Below are 18,804 nucleotides of genomic sequence, written 5' to 3'. Positions count from 1 at the left end.
AGGCACCGCCTCCCGGCCGTCGCGGTCCGCCCGGTCATTCCCCCTGCGGGCGCCCGGGCTCGTCCTGCGGGCTCTTGAGCTCCTCGATGGCTTTGTCGACCGCCTTGTGCGGCATGCCGGTCCTGCGGCACAGATCCTTCGGTTCCATGCTGCTCAGCACATCGTCGACGCTCTTGCCCTCGACGCTCGCGACCTCCCACACATAGCGCTGAACCCGGTCGACCGGGTCAAGAGCCCGGGACCGCCCTGCCCCCGTGGCGTCCCCCGGCGCCGCGGGGGCGAGGCCGTCGCGCGGCACGGCGCCCCGCGCACCGGCCTCGGGCAGCCGCTCCTGCTCCAGCCAGGTCGTCCACACACCGCGCCCGACGAGGTGCCCGGCCACGCTCTCGGCCGGCGAGCCGTCCGCCAGAAGGCCCGGCTCTGCGGTGTCGGCCCGGACCAGGAGACGGCAGGAGGCCGCGAGCATGGGCGGCGCCGTGACAGGCCCCACCGGTTCGCCGATCAGGGTGCACAGCGCTGCGATGTCCGGCTGGGCGGGAGCGTGGTGGACGAGGTTCCGCAGGACACAGCCGATCTGCCCCAGATCGGGATCGGGATGCAGCAGCAGCGCGTGGGCGCCGACGATGCCGAGGAACGGGTTGTCGTTCCCGGACCGGACGAGTTCGAGCAGGTGCCGGGTCGACACGAGATCGATCCCCTGCCGCAGCCCGGAGAGCGCGGCCTCCAGGGCCAGATCGAGCGCGCGGTCCGCAGGCGTCCAGCCGACGCCGCGGCGCACCATCTGGACCGATGCGAACTGCGGTTGGGGGCCGTGGGGGCCGTTGCTCACGAACACCAGGGTGGTCCAGCCTTCGAGGACGTGCAGCGCCTGTGCGAGGGGCAGCCCGTCGGCCGGCATCCTGCGCGTCCGCAACCGGTAGCCGCCGGGGGGCAGTTCGTGGCTCCAGGCCGACCATTCCTCGCCGCCCGACGGCTCCCACCCGCGGGCCCCGCCGTCCACGGGCCGGCCGTCCATGTCGGCGATCTCCAGCGCGTACGGGTCGAGTTGCCAGCCCCTGCGCAGATTGCGGACCAGCACCATCAGGGTCGGTGAGCCCTCCCCGTACGTCGTCCGGGTGCTCCAGCGCACCGCCGCCGCGCGATGGTCCTCACGGGTCGTGGGGGTGCCCTCGACGGGAGTGGCCGTGGGCATATGGGGCAGCGCGAGCCGCTCGGTGAACGGCTCGGGGCCGACCTCGACGAACCGGCTCTCCACCTCTCCGCCGAACCGCTGCTCGATGCGGTAGATACCGGCGGGCAGCACGGTGTCGATGGTGCCCATCGCGTGGGCCACCTCGCGGAACGCGGAGTCGGTGACGGTCACGAGGACCGACGGGGTGTCCGGTATGACGACGAACGGCACGCGGTCCGCGGCGGCCCCTTCCGAACGCCGCCGGTCTTCAGAGCTGGACACCATTCCCACCGCCTGTCATTACCTCGAAGAATCCACCGTTCTGGAAGTCGGGCGCGGTCCAGCTCTCCGGTGTCACGCGGTACAGACCGGGCGCGAGCTTCTCGACGCTCTCCTCCTCCTCGGCGTACAGCCGCAGCGGCGGCTCGCCGGGGTCGCCGCCGCGCAGCTGGACCCAGCCGCGGAACCCGTCCGGGAAGCAGAGCCTGACCGGGTACGTCTCCGCTCCGAGGCCTCTCGCGAAGATCATCGGATCGTTGCCCTTGATGAACCGGGGCTGCTGCGGGACCAGCAGCGTACGGGTGCGGTCCTCCACGTGCCGTACGACGTAGTCGGCGAGGCTGTCGGAAGTGATCACGCCCTTGGGTGTGGCGCCGCCCCCGCTCAGCCCGTCGAGGAGTGCGGTCGTGAAGTGCCCGCGCGCGAGGTCGGGCTGTGCGTTCTGCTCCTCGTAGGCGGGGTCGCCGCTCGATGTGGCGTACCCGATGAAGCAGTCGACCTCCTCGCGTGTCTCGGCGGCGGTGAAGGGCGGCCCGAAGGACAGGGCGCCGACGCTGCTGCCGGTGCGGCAGCAGTCGGCGAAGCAGACGATTTCCCGGAAGGGAGCCGCCGACTCGTACCAGTCCAGGTACGGGCGTACGGCGACGTGGTTGCCGAGCAGGTCGATCGCCGCGTTGGCCATCAGGAGCGCGGTGTTGGTGTCGCTCAGCCGGAATCCGTGTCCCGCGAGGAAGAGGTAGAGCCGGGTCCGCTGCCGCGCGGCGTGCCGCTCCTCCTCGGGCTTGCTCTCCACCGCCCGCCTGACCGCGAGATTCGCGCGGTAGAGCGCTTGGTTGACGTTCTCGCGGGTCGGTGTGGCGGACATGAAGTCCGCGATGAGCTCGTCCTCGTCGGAGGCGGTCACCAGCCCCACGTTGGCTTCGGGCACACCCCCGCCGTGCGGGTCGACGAGCCAGTCGCGGAACCGCGTCGCATCACGCCGGGCTCCCTGTAGGTCACCGATGGCCGGGTATCGGTTGATACCGACGACCACGGCGTAGTGCAGGTCGTTCATCGGTCTCTCTCCCCCGTCGGTCGCGATCAGTCGGTCGCGGTCAGTCGGCGAGCATGGTGGCCACGCTCGCGAGCACGTCCGGGTCGTGGTCGAAGGCCACGTGGCTGCGCGCCCCCGAGCGCAGGCCCGGGCCGCCGTCACCGGGCGACCACACGGTGCGTGCGGAGTCGGCGCGCAGGAAGCCGCGCAGGTCGTCCGAGTCGGGCCCCACGGCGGCGGCGTCGAGGAACCAGTGCTGCATTCCCGCGACCGGCATGACGGCGGACTGCCGGGAGGGCCCGCGCTCAAGGACTCCGGAGATGAAGTAGAGGAGCGACCTCGGGTACAGGAACGGCACGAGGTGGTCGGCCCGCTCCGCGGGGTCGGTCATGGTGAACATCCGGAACCGGTCGAAGAGTTCGGCCTGGCGGCGGATCACGGGCGCGAGCTGCGCCACCGTACAGGCGGGCGCGAGGAGCACCACGTCCCGCAGCCGGAAGTCGGCGGGAACGGGGTCGTCGACCGCGGCGCGCCTGCGCGCGAGGTCGTCGAGCAGGTTGCCGATGAACACGGCGCCCGCGCTGTGGCCGACCACGGTCACCTCGGGTCGGGTGCCGGTGGCGAGCAGCTCGGCGAACCGGTCGAGGAAGTACCGCCCGGCGCGGACCTCGTCGTCCGCGGCGGCGAAGGTGTCCAGGGTCTGCCGCTTCATCGCGTCCCAGATCGCGGCGCCCACATTGGCGAGGTAGAACTCGCGGAGGATCTCCTCGATGACCGTCGGATAGAGCCCGTGGTCGTTGCGCTGCCGGAAGCGTCCTACGACGGCGGCGACGACCCGCACGGTCTTGCGCACCATCAACGCGGTGCTCACCAGGGCACGTTCCCCCGTGCCCGCCCTGGCCGCGAGGTCGGCCACGACATCCGGTGACATCAGGGTGACCGCCGCGGCACGCCCCCCGATGACCTCTCGCGCCGCGGCGGCCGGCTCGTTTGTCTGCGGTGTGTCCGGGGGCGCCACGGAGTTCACGATCTCCCGGGTGCGCTCGGCGAGTTCGGCGTCCGCCGAGAGCTCGGCGGCGATCTGCTTCTGCTCGGACTCGCTCAGCGGCGGCACGTCCTGCGGCGCGACCATCCGCGCGTAGGGCTCCTGTTCCTGACGCACCTGGGCGAGTTCGGCTGTCACGGACCTCGGTGTGGGGGTGGCCATGAGACCCGCCCCGCGCTGCCCCGGTTGCTGGAACACGGCGCCGGTGGCGTACCGGGTGACCCTGTTGAGCAGCGTACGGAAGACGCTCTCGTTCAGGATCTGCGGCAGGTTGCCCCGCAGGGTCTCGAGCAGCCCGCTGCTCCACACGAAGAAGACGGGGTCGACGCCCGCCGCCTCGTACACGGGCGCGAGCCGCTCCGCGGTGGCGAAGCCCAGCATGTCGTCGATGAGCCCACCGTGGAAGTGCAGCACGACGCGCGGCCGGTCCCTGAGCCCGGCCACGAGCCCGTCGATGTCGGCGGTGGTGGTCGAGGCGAGCCGACCACCCTGCCGGCTGTGGATGCACCGATCACGGAAGGAAGCCATGCCCAGAAGGTAGGGCGGCCCGGCCGCCCCGACATCGGGGGCCGGCTCAGGGATAACCCCTGACCGGAAAGGCCACGAGGACTAGGAACCCGAGGGGGCGCCCATCCACTCGGCCTCGTACCCCGCGTATGTCCCGTCGTGCGTCGCCAGATGCGTGAACTGGTCGACGTACTCCTTGAACTCTTCGTCCCCGCGCGGCAGGGCGTAGGCCTTCTCGGAGAAGGTGAAGGGCTTCTCGGGGTGCAGCGAGCAGAGTTCGGGGTGGATCTTGGCCTGGTATCGGGTCTCGCTCGCGTCCGTCATCATCACGTCCGCGCGGCCCTCGATGATCTCCTGGAAGATCGTGGTGTTCTCGGGGTGCTGCTTGATCGTGGCCTGCTTGATGTTGGCGCGCGCGAACTGCTCGTTCGTGCCGCCGGGGTTCACGATGACTGTGGTGCCCGGCTTGTCGATGTCCTTGAGCGTGCCGTCGCCGAACTTCTCCTTTTCGGCGCAGCGCACGATCGGCGTCTTGCCGTCCTCGCGGGTCGGCTCGCTGAAGTAGACCTGGCGGGCGCGCGGCAGGGTGATGGAGACGCCGCCGACCGCGATGTCGCAGCGGCCCGCCGCGACGTCCTTGGTCAGGTTCGCCCAGGTCGTGGCCACGTACGAGGGTTTGGCATCCAGGCTCTTCGCCAGGTCATCGGCCATCTTGATGTCCACGCCGCTGTACGTCTTGTCGGCGGGGTCGAGGTGGGTGAACGGGCGGTAGTCGCCCGTCGTGCACACCTTGAGGACGCCCGACTTCGGCACGGAGTCCAGGAGGCTGCCGTGGTGGCGGTCCTTGCCGCGCCCGGCGTCGGGCGACGCGGGCGCGGCAGCCGTGAGAGCGAGCAGACAGACCAGGGCGGACAGGGTGGCGGCGCGCTTCACGGGGGCTCCTCCGGACGGGTTCGCGGCTCGAAGGGATCACCTTCGCAGAACCGTCAGGGCAGGTGAAGCCCCTTCTCATCAGGCGAGCGGCACCAGTTGAACCGCGGTCAGGCCGGGGCCCCGGTCGGTGTCGTACGCGTCCTCGTCGAACGGGTACAGCGGACGCTCCACGCGGTGGTGGCCGAGCCGCAGCAGGTCCTGGTCGACGCCGCCCGGGGTGAGGGCGAGGAGCCAGTCGGCGGCCATGTCATAGAGCTCTGGCTCCAGGTAGCCGATTTTGACGACCACCAGGTCGAAGGTGCGCGGGTCGATGCCGAGGCCGCCGTCCGCCGGACCCATGAAGTCCGCGAGGGTGTGGAAGGGCTTGCGGCGCTCGACCAGGATCACCGTCACACCGCCGGTCCGCACGGCCGCCATGTCGACACCGCGGTCGTACGCGCCGCCCTCCGCCCGGTCCTTCTGCTCGGCCGCGCGCTGCAACGCCACGACGGTGCCGGTGAGTTCGTGGGGGCCGCCGTGGTTCGCGTCGACCTTTCCGCCGACGCTCAGGGTGACATCGGCGCCGACTCCGGCCTCGAAGCAGCGGGCGACGGCGACCGGGTCGGTGATGCCGGGGTGGACCGCGGTGACCTGCCCGGAGCGGATCGCGTCGTTCTCCAGGAGCTTGCCGAGCATGTACGCCAGGTCACCGGCGCCGCCCGCCGTGGGGTTGTCGCCGGAGTCGCTGATCAGGAAGGGCCGCTTGTCCGAGGCGACCGCCTTCTCGATGCACTCCTCGGCGCCGCCCGTGGGCCCGACGAAGACGAAGTCGCGGCGCGCGTCCCAGTAGCGACGGGCGAGCTTCTCGGCCTCGGCGGCGGCCAGTTCGGCATCGTCCCCGGTGACGACGATCGCGGCCTTGCAGCGCGGCTCGTCCGCCCACGCGTAGCCGACCCACATCGCGGCGTCGAGGATGCCGGGCAGCTTCTCGATGTCGGCGAGCGAGGCGTAGAGCGACTTGGCGGGCTCCAGGCGGGTGCTGGTCTTCTCGCCGGGCAGGAGCACCGGCACCTGCACCCAGGCGCGGTGCGGCCGGGTGCCCTCGCGCAGGCAGCGTACGAGATTGCGCGCGGCACGCTCGCGGGTCTCCCAGGCGTCCTCGTGCGGGGCCAGGCGGTGGGCGGTGAGCAGGTCGATGGGCTCGGCGAACCGGCGTGAGACGTTGCCGTGCAGGTCCATGGCGGTCGACATCATCGGGCGGCCGCCGTCGGGGGTGCCCACCGCGTCGAGGGCGGCGCGGACCGCTTCGGTCAGGTCGGCTTCGGCGTCGGTCAGGCCGATGACGCTCATCGCGCCGTGGATGTCGTAGACGAGGCCGTCCAGGGGGCCCGCTTCCCGTATGCGCGTGACCAGTTCGTCCTTGAGGGTCAGGTACGACTCCGCCTCCACCGGGCCGCCGGGCAGCGAGGTCGCGTGCAGGAGAGGCACCCACTCGACCGTGTACGCGAGGTCCGATTCCGGGCGGGTCCAGGTGTAGCGGTCCAGGAGGTCCTGGCCGCGGGTCTGGCGGAAGTCGTCCGTGGTGGAGCGGTGCGGGCAGAAGGTGGAGGACTCGATGCCGATGCCGCCGATGCCGATGCGGAGGCGACGCTGGTTCGTGGTCATGCGGGGGCGCTCTCTTCCTGGGGAGCCGGTGGGGTCGGGAGGTTCTGGCGCAGGGCGGTGAGTCCGGCGCCGAGGAGGCCCGCGTCGCGGCCCGTCACGGTGGTGGTGATCTCCAGGTCCGCGGTGGCCAGGGGCAGGCAGCGCTCGTAGAGGACTCCGCGCACGGCGGCGACGAGCGGTTCGGCGGTGGCGAGGACGCCGCCGAGGGCGACGGCCTGCGGGTTGAAGAAGTTCACGACGACGGACAGGACCGTGCCGATGTGCCGCCCCGCCGTGCGGACCAGGGTGGTGGCCTGCGGGTCGCCGTCGGAGACGAGCCGCAGGAGTTCGGTGGTGTCGGCCACGTCGACGCCCTGCAGGGCGAGTTCACGGACGAGGGCGGCGCCGCTCGCCACGGTCTCCAGGCAGCCGATGTTGCCGCAGCTGCACGGGCGGTCGCCCGCCGCATCGACGCGTACGTGACTGATGTCGCCGGCCGAGCCGTTGGCGCCGTCGTGCGGGCGGCCCGCCACGATGACGCCGCTGCCGATGCCCCGGCCCGCCTTGACGACGACCATGTGGTCGAGTCCGGGGCGCGCGGTGCGGTGTTCGCCGACGGCCATCATCGTGGCGTCGTTGTCGACGGTGACGGGGATGCCGAGGCGCTCCGCGAGGACGTCCCGCAGCGGGTAGCGGTGCCAGCCGGGCATGCGGGACGGGCTCAGGACGCGACCCTGGGCGGGCTGCACGGGGCCGGGGAAGGCGACGCCGATGGCGCGGACGGTGCGGCCCGCCTCGCGCTGGCGGGCGCCCAGTTCGGCGACCTGACCACAGAGCCAGTCGACGGCGGACTCGGGCCCCGCGGTGATGTCGTGCGGCAGGTCGACGGCATCAAGGACCGTGCCGGCGAGATCGACGACGCCGATGCGCGCGTGGTGGCTGCCGAGGTCGGCGGCGAGGGCGACGCCGCCCTGCGTGTGCACGCGGAGCAGCCGGGGGCGGCGGCCACCGCGCGATGCGCCCTCGCCGGATTCGGTGAGTACGCCGGCGGTGACGAGTTCCTGCACGCGCAGCGAAACGGTGGAGGGGGCGAGCCCCAGTTCCCGTACGAGATCGGCACGGGAGGAGGCGGCGCCCGAGGAGACCAGCTGCAGGATGTGCTGCGCCGAGCCCGGTTCGCCGTGCGGTGTTCCGGCCATGCCGCCCCCAGTTGCTTCGATCAGTTCGTTCGACATCGGGAAGAACACTAAGTCTCATCAAAGCAAGTTGGCCAGACCCTCCCGACTTTATGACTTCTTGCCGAACGAAGCTCTTGACTTGATTTTGTCGCCAGATCTAGCGTTCAGGCGCCGCCCGTCGATCTCCGGCACGGTCCGGCTCTCGCATCCTTGGAGGCCCTTCGCCATGCGCTCAAGGCGATCACGTCCCCGCGCGCGGCGCCGCGCTCTCATAGCCGCGGCGGCATCCGTCGCCGCGCTCGCCCTCACTGCGGTCACCGGCTGCACGCAGGAGGGCGGCCGCGTCGACATGGGCCCCACCGGCGGCACTCCGGTCGAGGGCGGCACCGCCACGATGGCGCTTCCGCCCGCCGCGACACCGAACTGGATCTTCCCTATCGGCGCGCCCGGCTACGGCGCCTCGTACAACTACGGAATCCAGTCCCTGCTCTTCATGCCCGTGTACGACGCCGTGCAGGACAAGGGCGCGAGCGAGCTGACCACGCACGGCCCGAGCACGCTCGGCGGCGAGCCGAAGTTCAGCGACGGCAACAAGACCGTGACGGTGCCGCTGCGCGAGGGCGTGAAGTGGTCCGACGGGAAGCCGGTCACCGCACGCGACATCGAGTTCTGGTTCAACCTCGTCAAGGCCAACAAGGCGAGCTGGGGCAACTACTCGGTCGGCACGATGCCCGACAACGTCAAGCGCTTCGAGACGGTCGACGACCACACCGTGCGCCTGCACCTGAGCCGCGCGTACAACCCGGACTGGTTCACCGCCAACCAGCTCACCCTGATGCGGGCCCTGCCCCAGCACGCCTGGGACGCCAGGACCGACGGCGGTGAGGTCGGCGACTGGGACCGTACGAAGACAGGCGCCAAGACCGTCTTCGCGCGGCTCACGCGGCACGCCAAGAGCCTTGGCTCGTACGGCTCCGACCCGCTGTGGAAGACGGTCAACGGCCCGTGGAAGCTGGCGGGCTGGCGCGACAGCGGCCAGGTCACCATCGTGCCGAACGAGAAGTACACCGGTCCGAAGTCGCAGCGCCCGCACCTCGACAAGGTCGTCTTCAAGCCCTTCACGACGGCCGACTCCGAGTACAACGTGCTGCGTTCGGGAGGCGTCGACTACGGCTACATCCCGCCGTCGGTGATGGCGCAGAAGGAGAAGTTCGAGGAGAAGGGCTACCGCGTCGATCCGTGGGAGGGCTGGGCGGCGACGTACATCGTCTACAACTTCAACTCCACGCACGCGGGCCCGATGATGGACCAGCTCTACATCAGGCAGGCGATGCAGCACCTCGTCGACCAGAAGGCGATGAGCGACGTCATCTGGCAGGGCAGCGCGACATCGACGCTCGGCCCGGTGCCGGTGACGCCGAAGAGCCAGTACCTGTCCGACGCCATGGAGAAGAACCAGTACCCCTTCGACGTGCGGAAGGCTCAGCGGCTCCTCACCGCGCACGGCTGGAAGACGGTCGACGGCACGGCACGCTGCGTACGCCCGGGAACGGGCGCCGACGCGTGCGGCAAGGGCATCGCGAAGAACACCCCGCTCGAACTCACCCTGCTCTCCCAGTCAGGATCCACCGAGACGACGAACATGATGCAGGAGCTCAAGTCGTCGCTCTCCAAGGCCGGGATCGACCTCTCCGTGCGCCAGCAGCCGCTGAACTCGGTGCTCGGCAACTCCGTGCCCTGCAAGACGAAGGACCCCGGCTGCGACTGGGACATGTCGTTCTTCGGGACGGCGGGCAGCTGGTACTACCCGCTCAACCCCAGCGGTGAGCAGCTCTTCTCCACCGACGCCTCCGCCAACTTCGGCAATTACAGCGACAAGAAGGCCGACCGGATCATTCGCGCCGTGCAGTACTCGCCCGACATGAAGGCGATGCACGCGTACGGCGAATACCTCGCCGAGCAGCTGCCGGTGATGTGGATGCCCAACCCGGCCTACCAAGTCTCGGTGATCCGCAACGACTTGCGGGGCATCGGTCAGAACCCGACCGTCACCTTCGCACCGCAGGACTGGTACTACGTCAAGAAGAAGGGAGCCGACAAGTGACCGGCTTTCTGGTCAAGCGCTTCCTTCAGGCGCTCGTCGTGCTGTTCCTGGTATCGATCATCGTCTTCACGCTGCTGCACATGCTGCCCGGCGGCCCCGCGCGCGCCATCCTCGGCCCGAAGGGCACACCGCAGCAGATCGAGCACTTCAACCACCAGCAGGGATACGACCGTTCACTGCCCCAGCAGTACCTGATGTACCTGAAGCGGCTCTTCACCGGCGACCTCGGCGAGTCCTTCAAGCTCAACTCGCCCGTCTTCGACCTGCTCAAACAGCGGCTGCCGAAGACCCTGCTCCTGACGGTGCTCTCCACCGCGCTCGCGGTCGTCATCGCCGTCCCGCTCGGCCTGCTGCAGGCCGTGCGGCGCGGCAAGGCCTCGGACTACGCGCTGACGGGGCTCGCCTTCCTGCTCTACGCGACGCCCGTGTTCTTCCTCGGCCTCATCATGATCATCCTGTTCGCGCAGGTGATGCCGATCCTCCCGGCGGAAGCGCCGCAGGGCGAGAGCGTCGGTGAACTCCTGGGCGACTTCACGGGGTTGGTCCTTCCGGTCGTCACCATGGCCTTCGGCATCGTGGCGATGTTCAGCCGCTACATGCGCTCGGCGGTCCTGGACAACCTCACCGAGGAATACGTCCGGACGGCGATGGCCAAGGGCCAGTCGAGCCGCCGGATCATGGTCCGCCACGTCCTGCGCAACGCCCTGATCCCCCTGGCGACGCTGCTCGGCCTCTATCTGCCGACGCTCTTCAGCGGCGCGCTCGTCGTCGAGTCGATGTTCAACTACCCCGGCATGGGGCTGCTGTTCTGGAACGCGGCGCAGGGCTCAGACTTCCCGGTCCTGCTCGGCGTGACGCTCGTCGTCGGCGTCGCCACCGTCATCGGCTCACTGATCACCGACATCCTGTACGCCGTCCTCGACCCCCGGATCCGGAGCGTGGCATGAGTACCGCGACCGCACCTGTCAGCCCCGGGGCAGCCCCGTCTCCGGGGAACGAGGCGGCGGCGCAGGCCACGCCCTCACTCGCCCGCCGCACGCTCCAGGTCTTCACCGGCAACAAGCTCGCCCTGACCGGCGTGGTGGTCCTGGTCCTGCTCCTGGCCTTCAGCTACCTCGGGCCGCTGCTCTACTCGACCGAGCAGGTGCACACCGACCTGTCGCAGGCCAACCTGGCGCCAGGAAGCTCCGGCCATCTCCTGGGCACCACCGACCTCGGCTACGACATGGTCGGCCGCCTGATGGTCGCCGGGCAGACCTCGCTGGAGATCGGCCTGGCAGCGGGCCTCCTCGCCACGCTCTTCGGGACCGTGTACGGCGCGGTCGCGGGGTACTTCGGCGGCTGGGTGGACGCGGCCATGATGCGGATCACGGACGCCGCGCTCGCGATCCCGGCGATGTTCCTGCTCGTCGTGGTCGCCGCGATCATCACGCCCAGCAAGGGCGTCCTCATCGTCATCATCGCGTCGGTCGCCTGGCTCTCCCCCGCCCGCCTGGTGCGCGGCGAGGCGCTCTCGCTGCGCGACCGCGAGTACGTGCAGGCGATGCGGATGATGGGCGGCGGCGGCGCGCGTGCCGTGTTCAAGCACATCGTGCCGAACGCGATCGGCACGGTCATCGTCAACTGCACCTTCCAGATCGCCGACGCCATCCTCTACGTCAGCTATCTGGCCTTCCTGGGCCTGAGCATCCCGCCTCCGTCGGCCGACTGGGGCTCGATGCTCTCGGCCGGCATCACCTACACCCAGAACGGCTACTGGTGGCTGATCTTCCCGCCGGGCATCGCGATCGTCCTTGTCGTCGCCGCGTTCAACTTCATCGGTGACGGGCTGCGGGACGCGTTCGAAGTACGGCTGCAGAAGTAAGGGAGAACCGACGAGATGACCGAGCCACTGCTCAAGAACATTGAGCCCCTGCTCAAGATCGAAGATCTGCGCGTCGACATCGCCTCGCGCGAGCGCACCGTCCACGCCCTCGACGGCGTCTGTCTCGAACTAGCCCCGGGTGAGGCCCTGGGCATCGTGGGCGAGTCGGGCTGCGGCAAGACGATGACCGCGCTCAGTGTCCTGGGGCTGCTTCCGCCCGGCGGTGACATCACCGGCGGACGCGTCCTGTTCGACGGCCGCGACCTGGCCACGGCCCCCGATCCGGTCCTTCAGGACGTACGGGGCAACACGATCGGCATGGTCTTCCAGGACCCGCTGACCTCGCTGAACCCGACGATGACGATCGGGGCGCAGGTGGCCGAGCCGCTCGTCCTGCACCGCCCCGAGCTGAGCAGGAAAGAGGCGTGGGCGCGGGCCGAGGAGATGCTGCGCCTGGTCGGCATGCCGCAGCCCGCGGAGCGCATGAAGGCGTATCCGCACCAGCTGTCGGGCGGCATGCGTCAGCGCGTGGCGATCGCCATGGCCCTGGTCTGCGAGCCGAAGCTGCTCATCGCGGACGAGCCGACCACCGCCCTCGACGTGACGACACAGCACCAGATCCTGGAGCTGATCGACGGCCTGCGCGAGCGGCTCGGCATGGCGATGATCCTGGTCACGCACGACCTGGGAGTCATCGCCAACCGGGTCGACAGGGTCGCGGTGATGTACGCGGGCAAAGTCGCCGAACAGTCGGACGTACGCGGCCTGTTCGCGAGACCCCGGCACCGCTACACCGAGGCGCTGTTCGCCTCACTTCCCGAGCGGGCCGCGGACAGCGGCACCGCGCTCCACACGATCCCGGGCCTTCCGCCGAACCTGGCGGTGCGGTCGACGGGGTGCCGGTTCGCACCGCGCTGCACCTTCGCGACGGATGAGTGCCGGGCCGAGGAGCCGCAGCTCGCCGACGACGAACTGCGGGGCGGGGATCACAGATTCGCCTGCTTCCATCCGGTGCCGGACAACGCCACGGAGGCGGAGGTCGTGATCCCGCCCGCCATGCCCGCACCGCGCGCTCCCGGTGACGTACTCGTCGAACTCGACAGCCTGGTCAAGGACTTCCCCCTCAAGGGCGGGGCCTTCTCTCGCAGCCGGGGCACGGTGAGCGCGGTCGGCGGAGTCAGCCTGGAGATCCGCAAGGGCGAGACGTTCGGCATGGTCGGCGAGTCCGGGTGCGGCAAGACCACGCTCGGCCGGATCGTCGCGGGCCTTGAGGATCCGACGGCCGGGCTCGTGCGCTTCGACGGGCACGATCCGGCGAAGATGTCGCGGGCCGAGCGCCGGGCGCACCGGCGGCGCGTGCAGCTGATGTTCCAGGACTCCACGGCCGCCATGGACCCCCGGATGCGGGTCGGTGAAATTCTGCGGGAGCCACTGGTCATCCAGGGCGTGGGCAGCCGCGCCGACCAGGAGAAGCTGATCGCCGAACTCCTGGACGCGGTCGGTCTGCCGCGCGGCGCCGTGCACCGCTACCCGCACGAGTTCTCCGGTGGCCAGCGTCAACGCCTGGGCCTGGCACGGGCGTTGGCCCTCTCCCCCGATCTGGTGGTCGCGGACGAGCCGGTCTCCGCGCTCGACGTCTCCGTACAGGCGCAGATCCTGAACCTGATGCGGGAGCTGCAGCGGGAACGCGGTCTGACGTATCTGTTCATCTCGCACGACCTGGCGGTGGTACGCCACCTCGCGGACACGGTCGGCGTGATGTACCTGGGCAAGCTGGTCGAGTCGGGTCCTGCCGCGCAGGTGTACGCGCATCCGCTGCACCCGTACACGCGCGGGCTGCTCGACACGGTCAATCTGCCGGACCCCGAGGCGGCGGACGGCTCGGACCGCACTCCCCTGGAGGGCGAGACTCCGTCGGCCGCGAAGCCCCCGTCTGGCTGCCGCTTCCGCACCCGGTGCCCCATGGCCCAGGAGGTGTGCGCCATCACGGAGCCGCCGGTGTCCACCCCGAACAGTGCGGGACACCAGGTCGCGTGCCACTTCCCCCTGGCCGCGCCTCGGCTAGCGTCGGCCGTGTGAAAGTCGGCAGTGTGAAAATCGCGGATGCCCTGACCCGCCGCCCGCTCGTGCTCGACGGCGGCCTCTCCAATCAGTTGGAGGCCGCCGGGCACGACCTGAGCGACGCCCTGTGGTCGGCGAGGCTGCTCGCCGACGAGCCGGGGGCCATCGTGGCGGCGCACCGCGCGTACTACGAAGCGGGCGCGGACATCGCCATCACGGCGAGCTATCAGGCGACGTTCGAGGGCTTCGCGAAGCACGGCATCGACGCGGTGAGCACCGCTGAACTGCTGCGCCTGAGTGTCGAGTCGGCGCGTGAGGCGGGAGCGGATTCGGGCCGCGAGGTGTGGGTGGCCGCGTCCGCGGGCCCTTACGGGGCGATGCTCGCGGACGGCTCCGAGTACCGGGGCCGGTACGGCCTGACGGTGGCCGAACTCGAACGCTTCCACCGCCCGCGCCTCGAAGTCCTTGCCGACGCGCAACCGGACGTCTTCGCCCTGGAGACGGTGCCGGACACGGACGAGGCGCGGGCCCTGCTGCGGGCGGTGCGGGGCCTCGGGGTCCCCGCCTGGCTCTCGTACACCGTCTCCGGCGGCTTTACGCGGGCGGGCCAGCCCCTGGCGGAGGCCTTCGCCCTGGCTGCCGACGCCGAGGAGATCATCGCGGTCGGCATCAACTGCTGCGACCCCAAGGACGCGGACGCGGCGGTGCGTCTTGCCGCGCGGATCACGGGAAAGCCGGTGGTGGTCTACCCCAACAGCGGTGAGACGTGGGACGCGGACGCGAGGGCGTGGCGGGGTCCGGCCCACTTCGCCGCGGGCCGGGTCGTGGGGTGGCGCGACGCGGGGGCGCGGCTGATCGGGGGGTGCTGCCGGGTGGGGCCGGAAACGATCACCCGGGTGGCCGCGGAGCTGTCAGGGAGCGGTCGGCACCGGTGAGGCCCCGAGGGCACGCGCCGCCTCCGCCACACCCGATCTGACCTGCGGGAACGCCCTGCCCAGGGGTGACTGTCAGTGCCGAGGTGCAGACTGAGCCATGCCTGAGACAACGACGTCCCGGAGGTGGCCACGATGGCCGAGATCATTCTGACCGTAGGTACGCGCAAGGGCCTCTTCATCGGCCGCAGGCGCGGCGGCGCGAGCACCTGGCAGTTCGACGAAAGTCCGTATTTCAACGCCCAGGCCATCTACTCCGTGGCCATCGACACCCGTGGCAGTGCGCCCCGGCTCCTGGTGGGCGGCGACAGCTCGCACTACGGCCCGTCCGTCTTCCACTCCGACGACCTCGGCAGGACCTGGACGGAACCGGCCAAGGCGGCCGTCAAGTTCCCCAAGGACACCGGCGCCTCCCTCGAACGCGTCTGGCAGCTGCATCCCGCGGCCGCCGAGCCCGACGTCGTCTACGCGGGCACGGAGCCCGCCGCGCTCTACCGCTCGCAGGACCGCGGCGAGACCTTCGACCTCGTGCGCCCCCTCTGGGAGCACCCCACGCGCGACAAGTGGGTGCCGGGCGGCGGCGGTGAGGGCCTGCACACCGTCCTGACCGACCCGCGCGACCCGGACGCGGTGACCGTCGCCGTCTCCACCGCCGGAGTCTTCCGCACCCTGGACGGCGGCAAGAGCTGGGCCCCGTCGAACAGCGGCGTCACGGCGGTCTTCCTGCCGGACCCGGACCCGGAGTTCGGCCAGTGCGTGCACAAGGTCGCCAGGGACGCCGGTGACCCGGACCGGCTGTATCTGCAGAACCACTGGGGCGTGTTCCGCAGCGACGACGCGGGCGCGCGCTGGACGGACATCGGCGAGGGCCTCCCCTCCGACTTCGGCTTCTCCGTCGTCGCCCACCCGCACCGCGCGGACACCGCCTACGTCTTCCCGATCAACGCCGACATGGACCGCGTCCCCGCCGACCACCGATGTCGGGTCTACCGCACGTCCGACGCGGGCAAGAGCTGGGAGCCGCTCAGCGCGGGCCTCCCGGACGGCGACCACTACGGCACGGTGCTGCGCGACGCGATGTGCAGCGACGACCAGGACCCGGCGGGCATCTACTTCGGCAATCGCAACGGCGAGGTGTACGCGTCGGCTGACGACGGGGACAGCTGGCGGGAGTTGGCGTCCCACCTGCCCGACGTACTGTGCGTCAGGGCGGCGGCCATCGGTTGATCGACGCCCCCGTTACGGCAGTAGGGTGACGCCGTGGCATCACGACCCTTGCATGAAATCGTCGAAGCGGGCTGGGCGAAGGCCCTCGAACCCGTCGCCGGGAAGATCACCGAGATGGGCGACTTCCTGCGCGCGGAGATCGCCGCGGGACGCACCTACCTCCCGTCCGGGCCGAACGTCCTGCGCGCGTTCCAGCAGCCGTTCGACGAGGTGCGGGTGCTGATCGTCGGCCAGGACCCCTATCCGACCCCGGGGCACGCGGTGGGTCTGTCGTTCTCGGTCGCGCCCGAGGTGCGCCCGCTGCCCGGCAGCCTCATCAACATCTACCGCGAGATGGGTTCCGACCTGGGTGTCCCGCAGCCGTCGAACGGCGACCTGACGCCCTGGACCCAGCAGGGCGTCCTGCTGCTCAACAAGGCGCTCACCACGGCTCCGGGGCGTCCCGCGGCGCACCGGGGCAAGGGGTGGGAGGAGGTCACCGAGCAGGCCATCAAGGCGCTCGCCGCACGTGGGAGACCCCTCGTGTCCATCCTGTGGGGGCGCGACGCCCGCAACCTGCGTCCGCTGCTCGGCCCGCTGCCTTCGGTCGAGTCGTCGCACCCCTCGCCCATGTCGGCGGACCGCGGCTTCTTCGGCTCGCGCCCCTTCAGCCGGGCCAATGACCTCCTTGTCCAGCAGGGCGGTCAGCCGGTGGACTGGCGGCTTCCGTGACGGACACCTCGTGGGTCCTCGGGGTCGACTCGGGCGGCTCCGGGATGCGGGTCGCCATAGACACGCCCGACGGCCTCGCCCGCTCTGCCCCGGCGAGCTCGAAGGAGCCGGTGCGCACTGGTGCGTTCGGCATCGACGCCGAACACTTCCTGGAGCAACTGGTCCCGATGGCGCGGGAGTTGCTCGAACAGGCGGGCGGAGGGCGGATCACCTCCGTGGCCGTCGGGGCCACGGGCATGGCGAGCCTCGGCGACGACCTGCGCGCGGAGCTGCCCTCCGCGCTCCGAAAGGCCCTGGGCGTACGGCGCTCGGCGCTCGCCGCGGACGGCGTCACCGCGTACGCGGGCGCGCTCGGCGACCGTCCCGGCGCGGTCGTCGCCGCGGGTACGGGCATGATCGCGATCGGCACGGACCTGACCGCCTGGCACCGCGCCGACGGCTGGGGGCATCTGCTCGGCGACTGCGGCGGCGGCTCGTGGATCGGCCGCGCGGGACTCGAAGCGGCGATGCGGGCTTTCGACGGCAGGCGCCACGGTTCCAAGACGCTGCTCGCGAGGGCCGAGGAACTGTTCGGCCCGGTGTCGGGACTGCCGGGACAGCTCTATCCCCGTACGGACCGGCCCGCGATGCTCGCCTCGTTCGCGCCCGAAGTGGCGCGCTGTGCTCCTGACGACCTTGTGGCCGATGCGATCCTGCGGGACGCCGCCCGGCACATCGCCGAAGCCACGGCCGCCGTATGCCCGGCGTCCGACGCCGTGAGCCGGGGCGAGCGGCCCGAGGTCGCCCTGACCGGAGGTCTTTTCAAGATGGGCGACGCGCTGCTTCACCCGGTGCGGACGGAACTCGAGGACCGCCTGCGGCACGTAAGGCTGGTCCAGGCCGCGGGAGACCCACTGGACGGCGCCGTGCGCATAGCCGCCGATATCACCATGAACAGGCTGCGTCTGCCGCTCGATCCGCGCATGCTCACCGTGCACACCGAGTAAGACAATTGACCACCCCGGATGACCACTCCGTCATGTGACAGTTGACGTCCACGTAACTCATAAGACAAAAGTGGACTTATACCGCCCACCTGTACCCTCCCCGAACAGTGAAGCCCCAGAGACCAGTAGCATGCGGGGCCATGAGCTCCCCCACCGGGCCCGCATCAGGCCTGCCCGTACGAATGCCGCGACCCCGCCAGCCCGGGCGGCACCGCCGCCCGGAGCCCGTGGCGGCTCCCGAGAACGCGCCCGCGCTCGTTCTCGCCGTACCGGGCGTACCCAGCACCGCCACACGCAGCCTCGCCGAAGAGGTCGTGAGCATCGCCCGCTCCGAGCTGCCAGGCCTCGACGCCCGCATCGGCTACCTCGACGGGACCGAGGACGCGACGACCAGCTCGTTCCCCGAGTTCCCCTCGCTGCAGTCCGTGCTCGCGCACGCCGCCACCGAGCGCACCGCGCGCTATGAGCAGGCGCGCGCCGCGGGGTCGGACGCCACCGAGCCCGACGGCCCCGTCGCCGTCGTGGTGCCGCTCCTCGCGGGCCCCGACAGCGCGCTGATGCGGCGCGTGCGGCAGGCCGTGATGGACAGCCGCGCCCCCGCCGAGCTGACGGACGTCCTCGGCCCGCACCCGCTGCTCGCCGAGGGGCTGCACGTGCGTCTGTCGGAGGCCGGGCTCGCCCGCGCCGACCGCGCACGCCTGTTCACGGTGGCCACCGCGGCGGACGGCATCGTCCTCGCCACGGTCGGCGGCGAGGAGGCCGTGCAGGCCGCCGGGATCACCGGCATGCTGCTCGCGGCCCGCCTCGCGGTGCCGGTGATGGCTGCCGCTCTCGACCAGGAGGGTGCCATCGCGGACATGGCGGAGCAGCTGCGCGGCTCCGGCTCCACGCAGCTGGCGCTCGCCCCGTACCTGATCGGTCCCGAGATCGACGACAGCCTTCTCGAAGCCGCCGCCAAGGAGGCGGGCTGCTCGATCGCCGAGTCGCTCGGCGCCTACCCGGCGATCGGCAAGCTCGCCCTCGCCAAGTACGCGACGGCGCTCGGGATCGCCCCGCAGCAGCCGTCGGGCGCGCCGGTCCACTGACCGCACCGCGCCTGGCAGACCTGATGCCGTTACGCCGATGGGCCCGCCCCCTGATGCAGGGGGCG

At 70.8% G+C, this 18,804-nt stretch carries 15 protein-coding genes; 9 read left to right on the top strand and 6 right to left on the bottom strand.

The features are described from left to right. Nucleotides 1-34: 34 nt before the first annotated feature. The 6 genes from ACFQ7F_RS38460 to ACFQ7F_RS38435 all read right to left on the bottom strand — a co-directional run bounded on the left by ACFQ7F_RS38460 (nt 35) and on the right by ACFQ7F_RS38435 (nt 7,826). Entirely contained in the window at nt 35-1,456 is a 1,422-nt protein-coding gene (locus ACFQ7F_RS38460) for a hypothetical protein (RefSeq protein WP_383281526.1), read from the bottom strand. Continuing rightward, the gene (locus tag ACFQ7F_RS38455; RefSeq protein WP_383281523.1) at nt 1,440-2,504 is read right to left on the bottom strand and encodes a caspase domain-containing protein; all 1,065 of its coding nucleotides are present in this window, start codon (nt 2,502-2,504) and stop codon (nt 1,440-1,442) included. Before ACFQ7F_RS38455 ends, ACFQ7F_RS38460 begins: the two co-directional genes overlap by 17 nt. A gap of 40 nt (nt 2,505-2,544) precedes the next feature. After that, complete coding sequence (locus tag ACFQ7F_RS38450; RefSeq protein WP_383281521.1) at nt 2,545-4,056, bottom strand: hypothetical protein; 1,512 nt, start codon at nt 4,054-4,056, stop codon at nt 2,545-2,547. Between the two features lie 81 nt (nt 4,057-4,137). Then, the gene (locus ACFQ7F_RS38445) at nt 4,138-4,968 is read right to left on the bottom strand and encodes a transporter substrate-binding domain-containing protein (protein WP_383281518.1); all 831 of its coding nucleotides are present in this window, start codon (nt 4,966-4,968) and stop codon (nt 4,138-4,140) included. Between the two features lie 78 nt (nt 4,969-5,046). After that, nucleotides 5,047-6,612: a M81 family metallopeptidase gene (locus ACFQ7F_RS38440; protein WP_383281515.1), complete on the bottom strand. Its 1,566-nt coding sequence runs from the start codon at nt 6,610-6,612 to the stop codon at nt 5,047-5,049. After that, complete coding sequence (locus tag ACFQ7F_RS38435) at nt 6,609-7,826, bottom strand: ROK family protein (RefSeq protein ID WP_383281512.1); 1,218 nt, start codon at nt 7,824-7,826, stop codon at nt 6,609-6,611. Before ACFQ7F_RS38435 ends, ACFQ7F_RS38440 begins: the two co-directional genes overlap by 4 nt. A gap of 169 nt (nt 7,827-7,995) precedes the next feature. Between ACFQ7F_RS38435 and ACFQ7F_RS38430 the strand changes: the two genes are divergently transcribed. From ACFQ7F_RS38430 to ACFQ7F_RS38390, 9 genes are all read left to right on the top strand, one after another. Further along, a complete protein-coding gene (locus tag ACFQ7F_RS38430; protein WP_383281510.1) occupies nt 7,996-9,873 on the top strand; it encodes a peptide ABC transporter substrate-binding protein in 1,878 nt (625 codons plus the stop codon). After that, entirely contained in the window at nt 9,870-10,820 is a 951-nt protein-coding gene (locus tag ACFQ7F_RS38425; RefSeq protein WP_383281507.1) for an ABC transporter permease, read from the top strand. The genes ACFQ7F_RS38430 and ACFQ7F_RS38425 overlap by 4 nt, the downstream gene beginning before the upstream one ends. Beyond that, nucleotides 10,817-11,737 carry an ABC transporter permease gene (locus ACFQ7F_RS38420; RefSeq protein WP_383281504.1) on the top strand — a complete coding sequence of 307 codons (921 nt, stop codon included), beginning with the start codon at nt 10,817-10,819 and terminating at the stop codon, nt 11,735-11,737. The genes ACFQ7F_RS38425 and ACFQ7F_RS38420 overlap by 4 nt, the downstream gene beginning before the upstream one ends. Nucleotides 11,738-11,752: 15 nt before the next feature. Further along, on the top strand, nt 11,753-13,816 hold the full coding sequence (locus ACFQ7F_RS38415; RefSeq protein ID WP_383281501.1) for a dipeptide ABC transporter ATP-binding protein: 2,064 nt from the start codon (nt 11,753-11,755) through the stop codon (nt 13,814-13,816). Beyond that, nucleotides 13,813-14,733: a homocysteine S-methyltransferase gene (gene mmuM / locus ACFQ7F_RS38410; RefSeq protein WP_383281499.1), complete on the top strand. Its 921-nt coding sequence runs from the start codon at nt 13,813-13,815 to the stop codon at nt 14,731-14,733. The genes ACFQ7F_RS38415 and mmuM overlap by 4 nt, the downstream gene beginning before the upstream one ends. A gap of 132 nt (nt 14,734-14,865) precedes the next feature. Beyond that, nucleotides 14,866-15,957, top strand: a complete 1,092-nt coding sequence (locus ACFQ7F_RS38405) for a WD40/YVTN/BNR-like repeat-containing protein (RefSeq protein WP_383281496.1) — start codon at nt 14,866-14,868, stop codon at nt 15,955-15,957. 33 nt (nt 15,958-15,990) lie between these two features. Continuing rightward, on the top strand, nt 15,991-16,668 hold the full coding sequence (locus ACFQ7F_RS38400) for a uracil-DNA glycosylase (protein WP_383281493.1): 678 nt from the start codon (nt 15,991-15,993) through the stop codon (nt 16,666-16,668). Next, nucleotides 16,665-17,654 (top strand): N-acetylglucosamine kinase, encoded by a 990-nt coding sequence (locus tag ACFQ7F_RS38395; RefSeq protein WP_383281490.1) that lies wholly within the window; start codon nt 16,665-16,667, stop codon nt 17,652-17,654. Before ACFQ7F_RS38400 ends, ACFQ7F_RS38395 begins: the two co-directional genes overlap by 4 nt. A 140-nt stretch (nt 17,655-17,794) precedes the next feature. After that, a complete protein-coding gene (locus tag ACFQ7F_RS38390; RefSeq protein ID WP_383281487.1) occupies nt 17,795-18,739 on the top strand; it encodes a sirohydrochlorin chelatase in 945 nt (314 codons plus the stop codon). Nucleotides 18,740-18,804: the final 65 nt, after the last annotated feature.

Source organism: Streptomyces sp. NPDC056486 (genome assembly GCF_042795295.1).
GTDB lineage: Bacteria > Actinomycetota > Actinomycetes > Streptomycetales > Streptomycetaceae > Streptomyces.
This window is presented reverse-complemented; position numbering and strand designations above follow the sequence as displayed.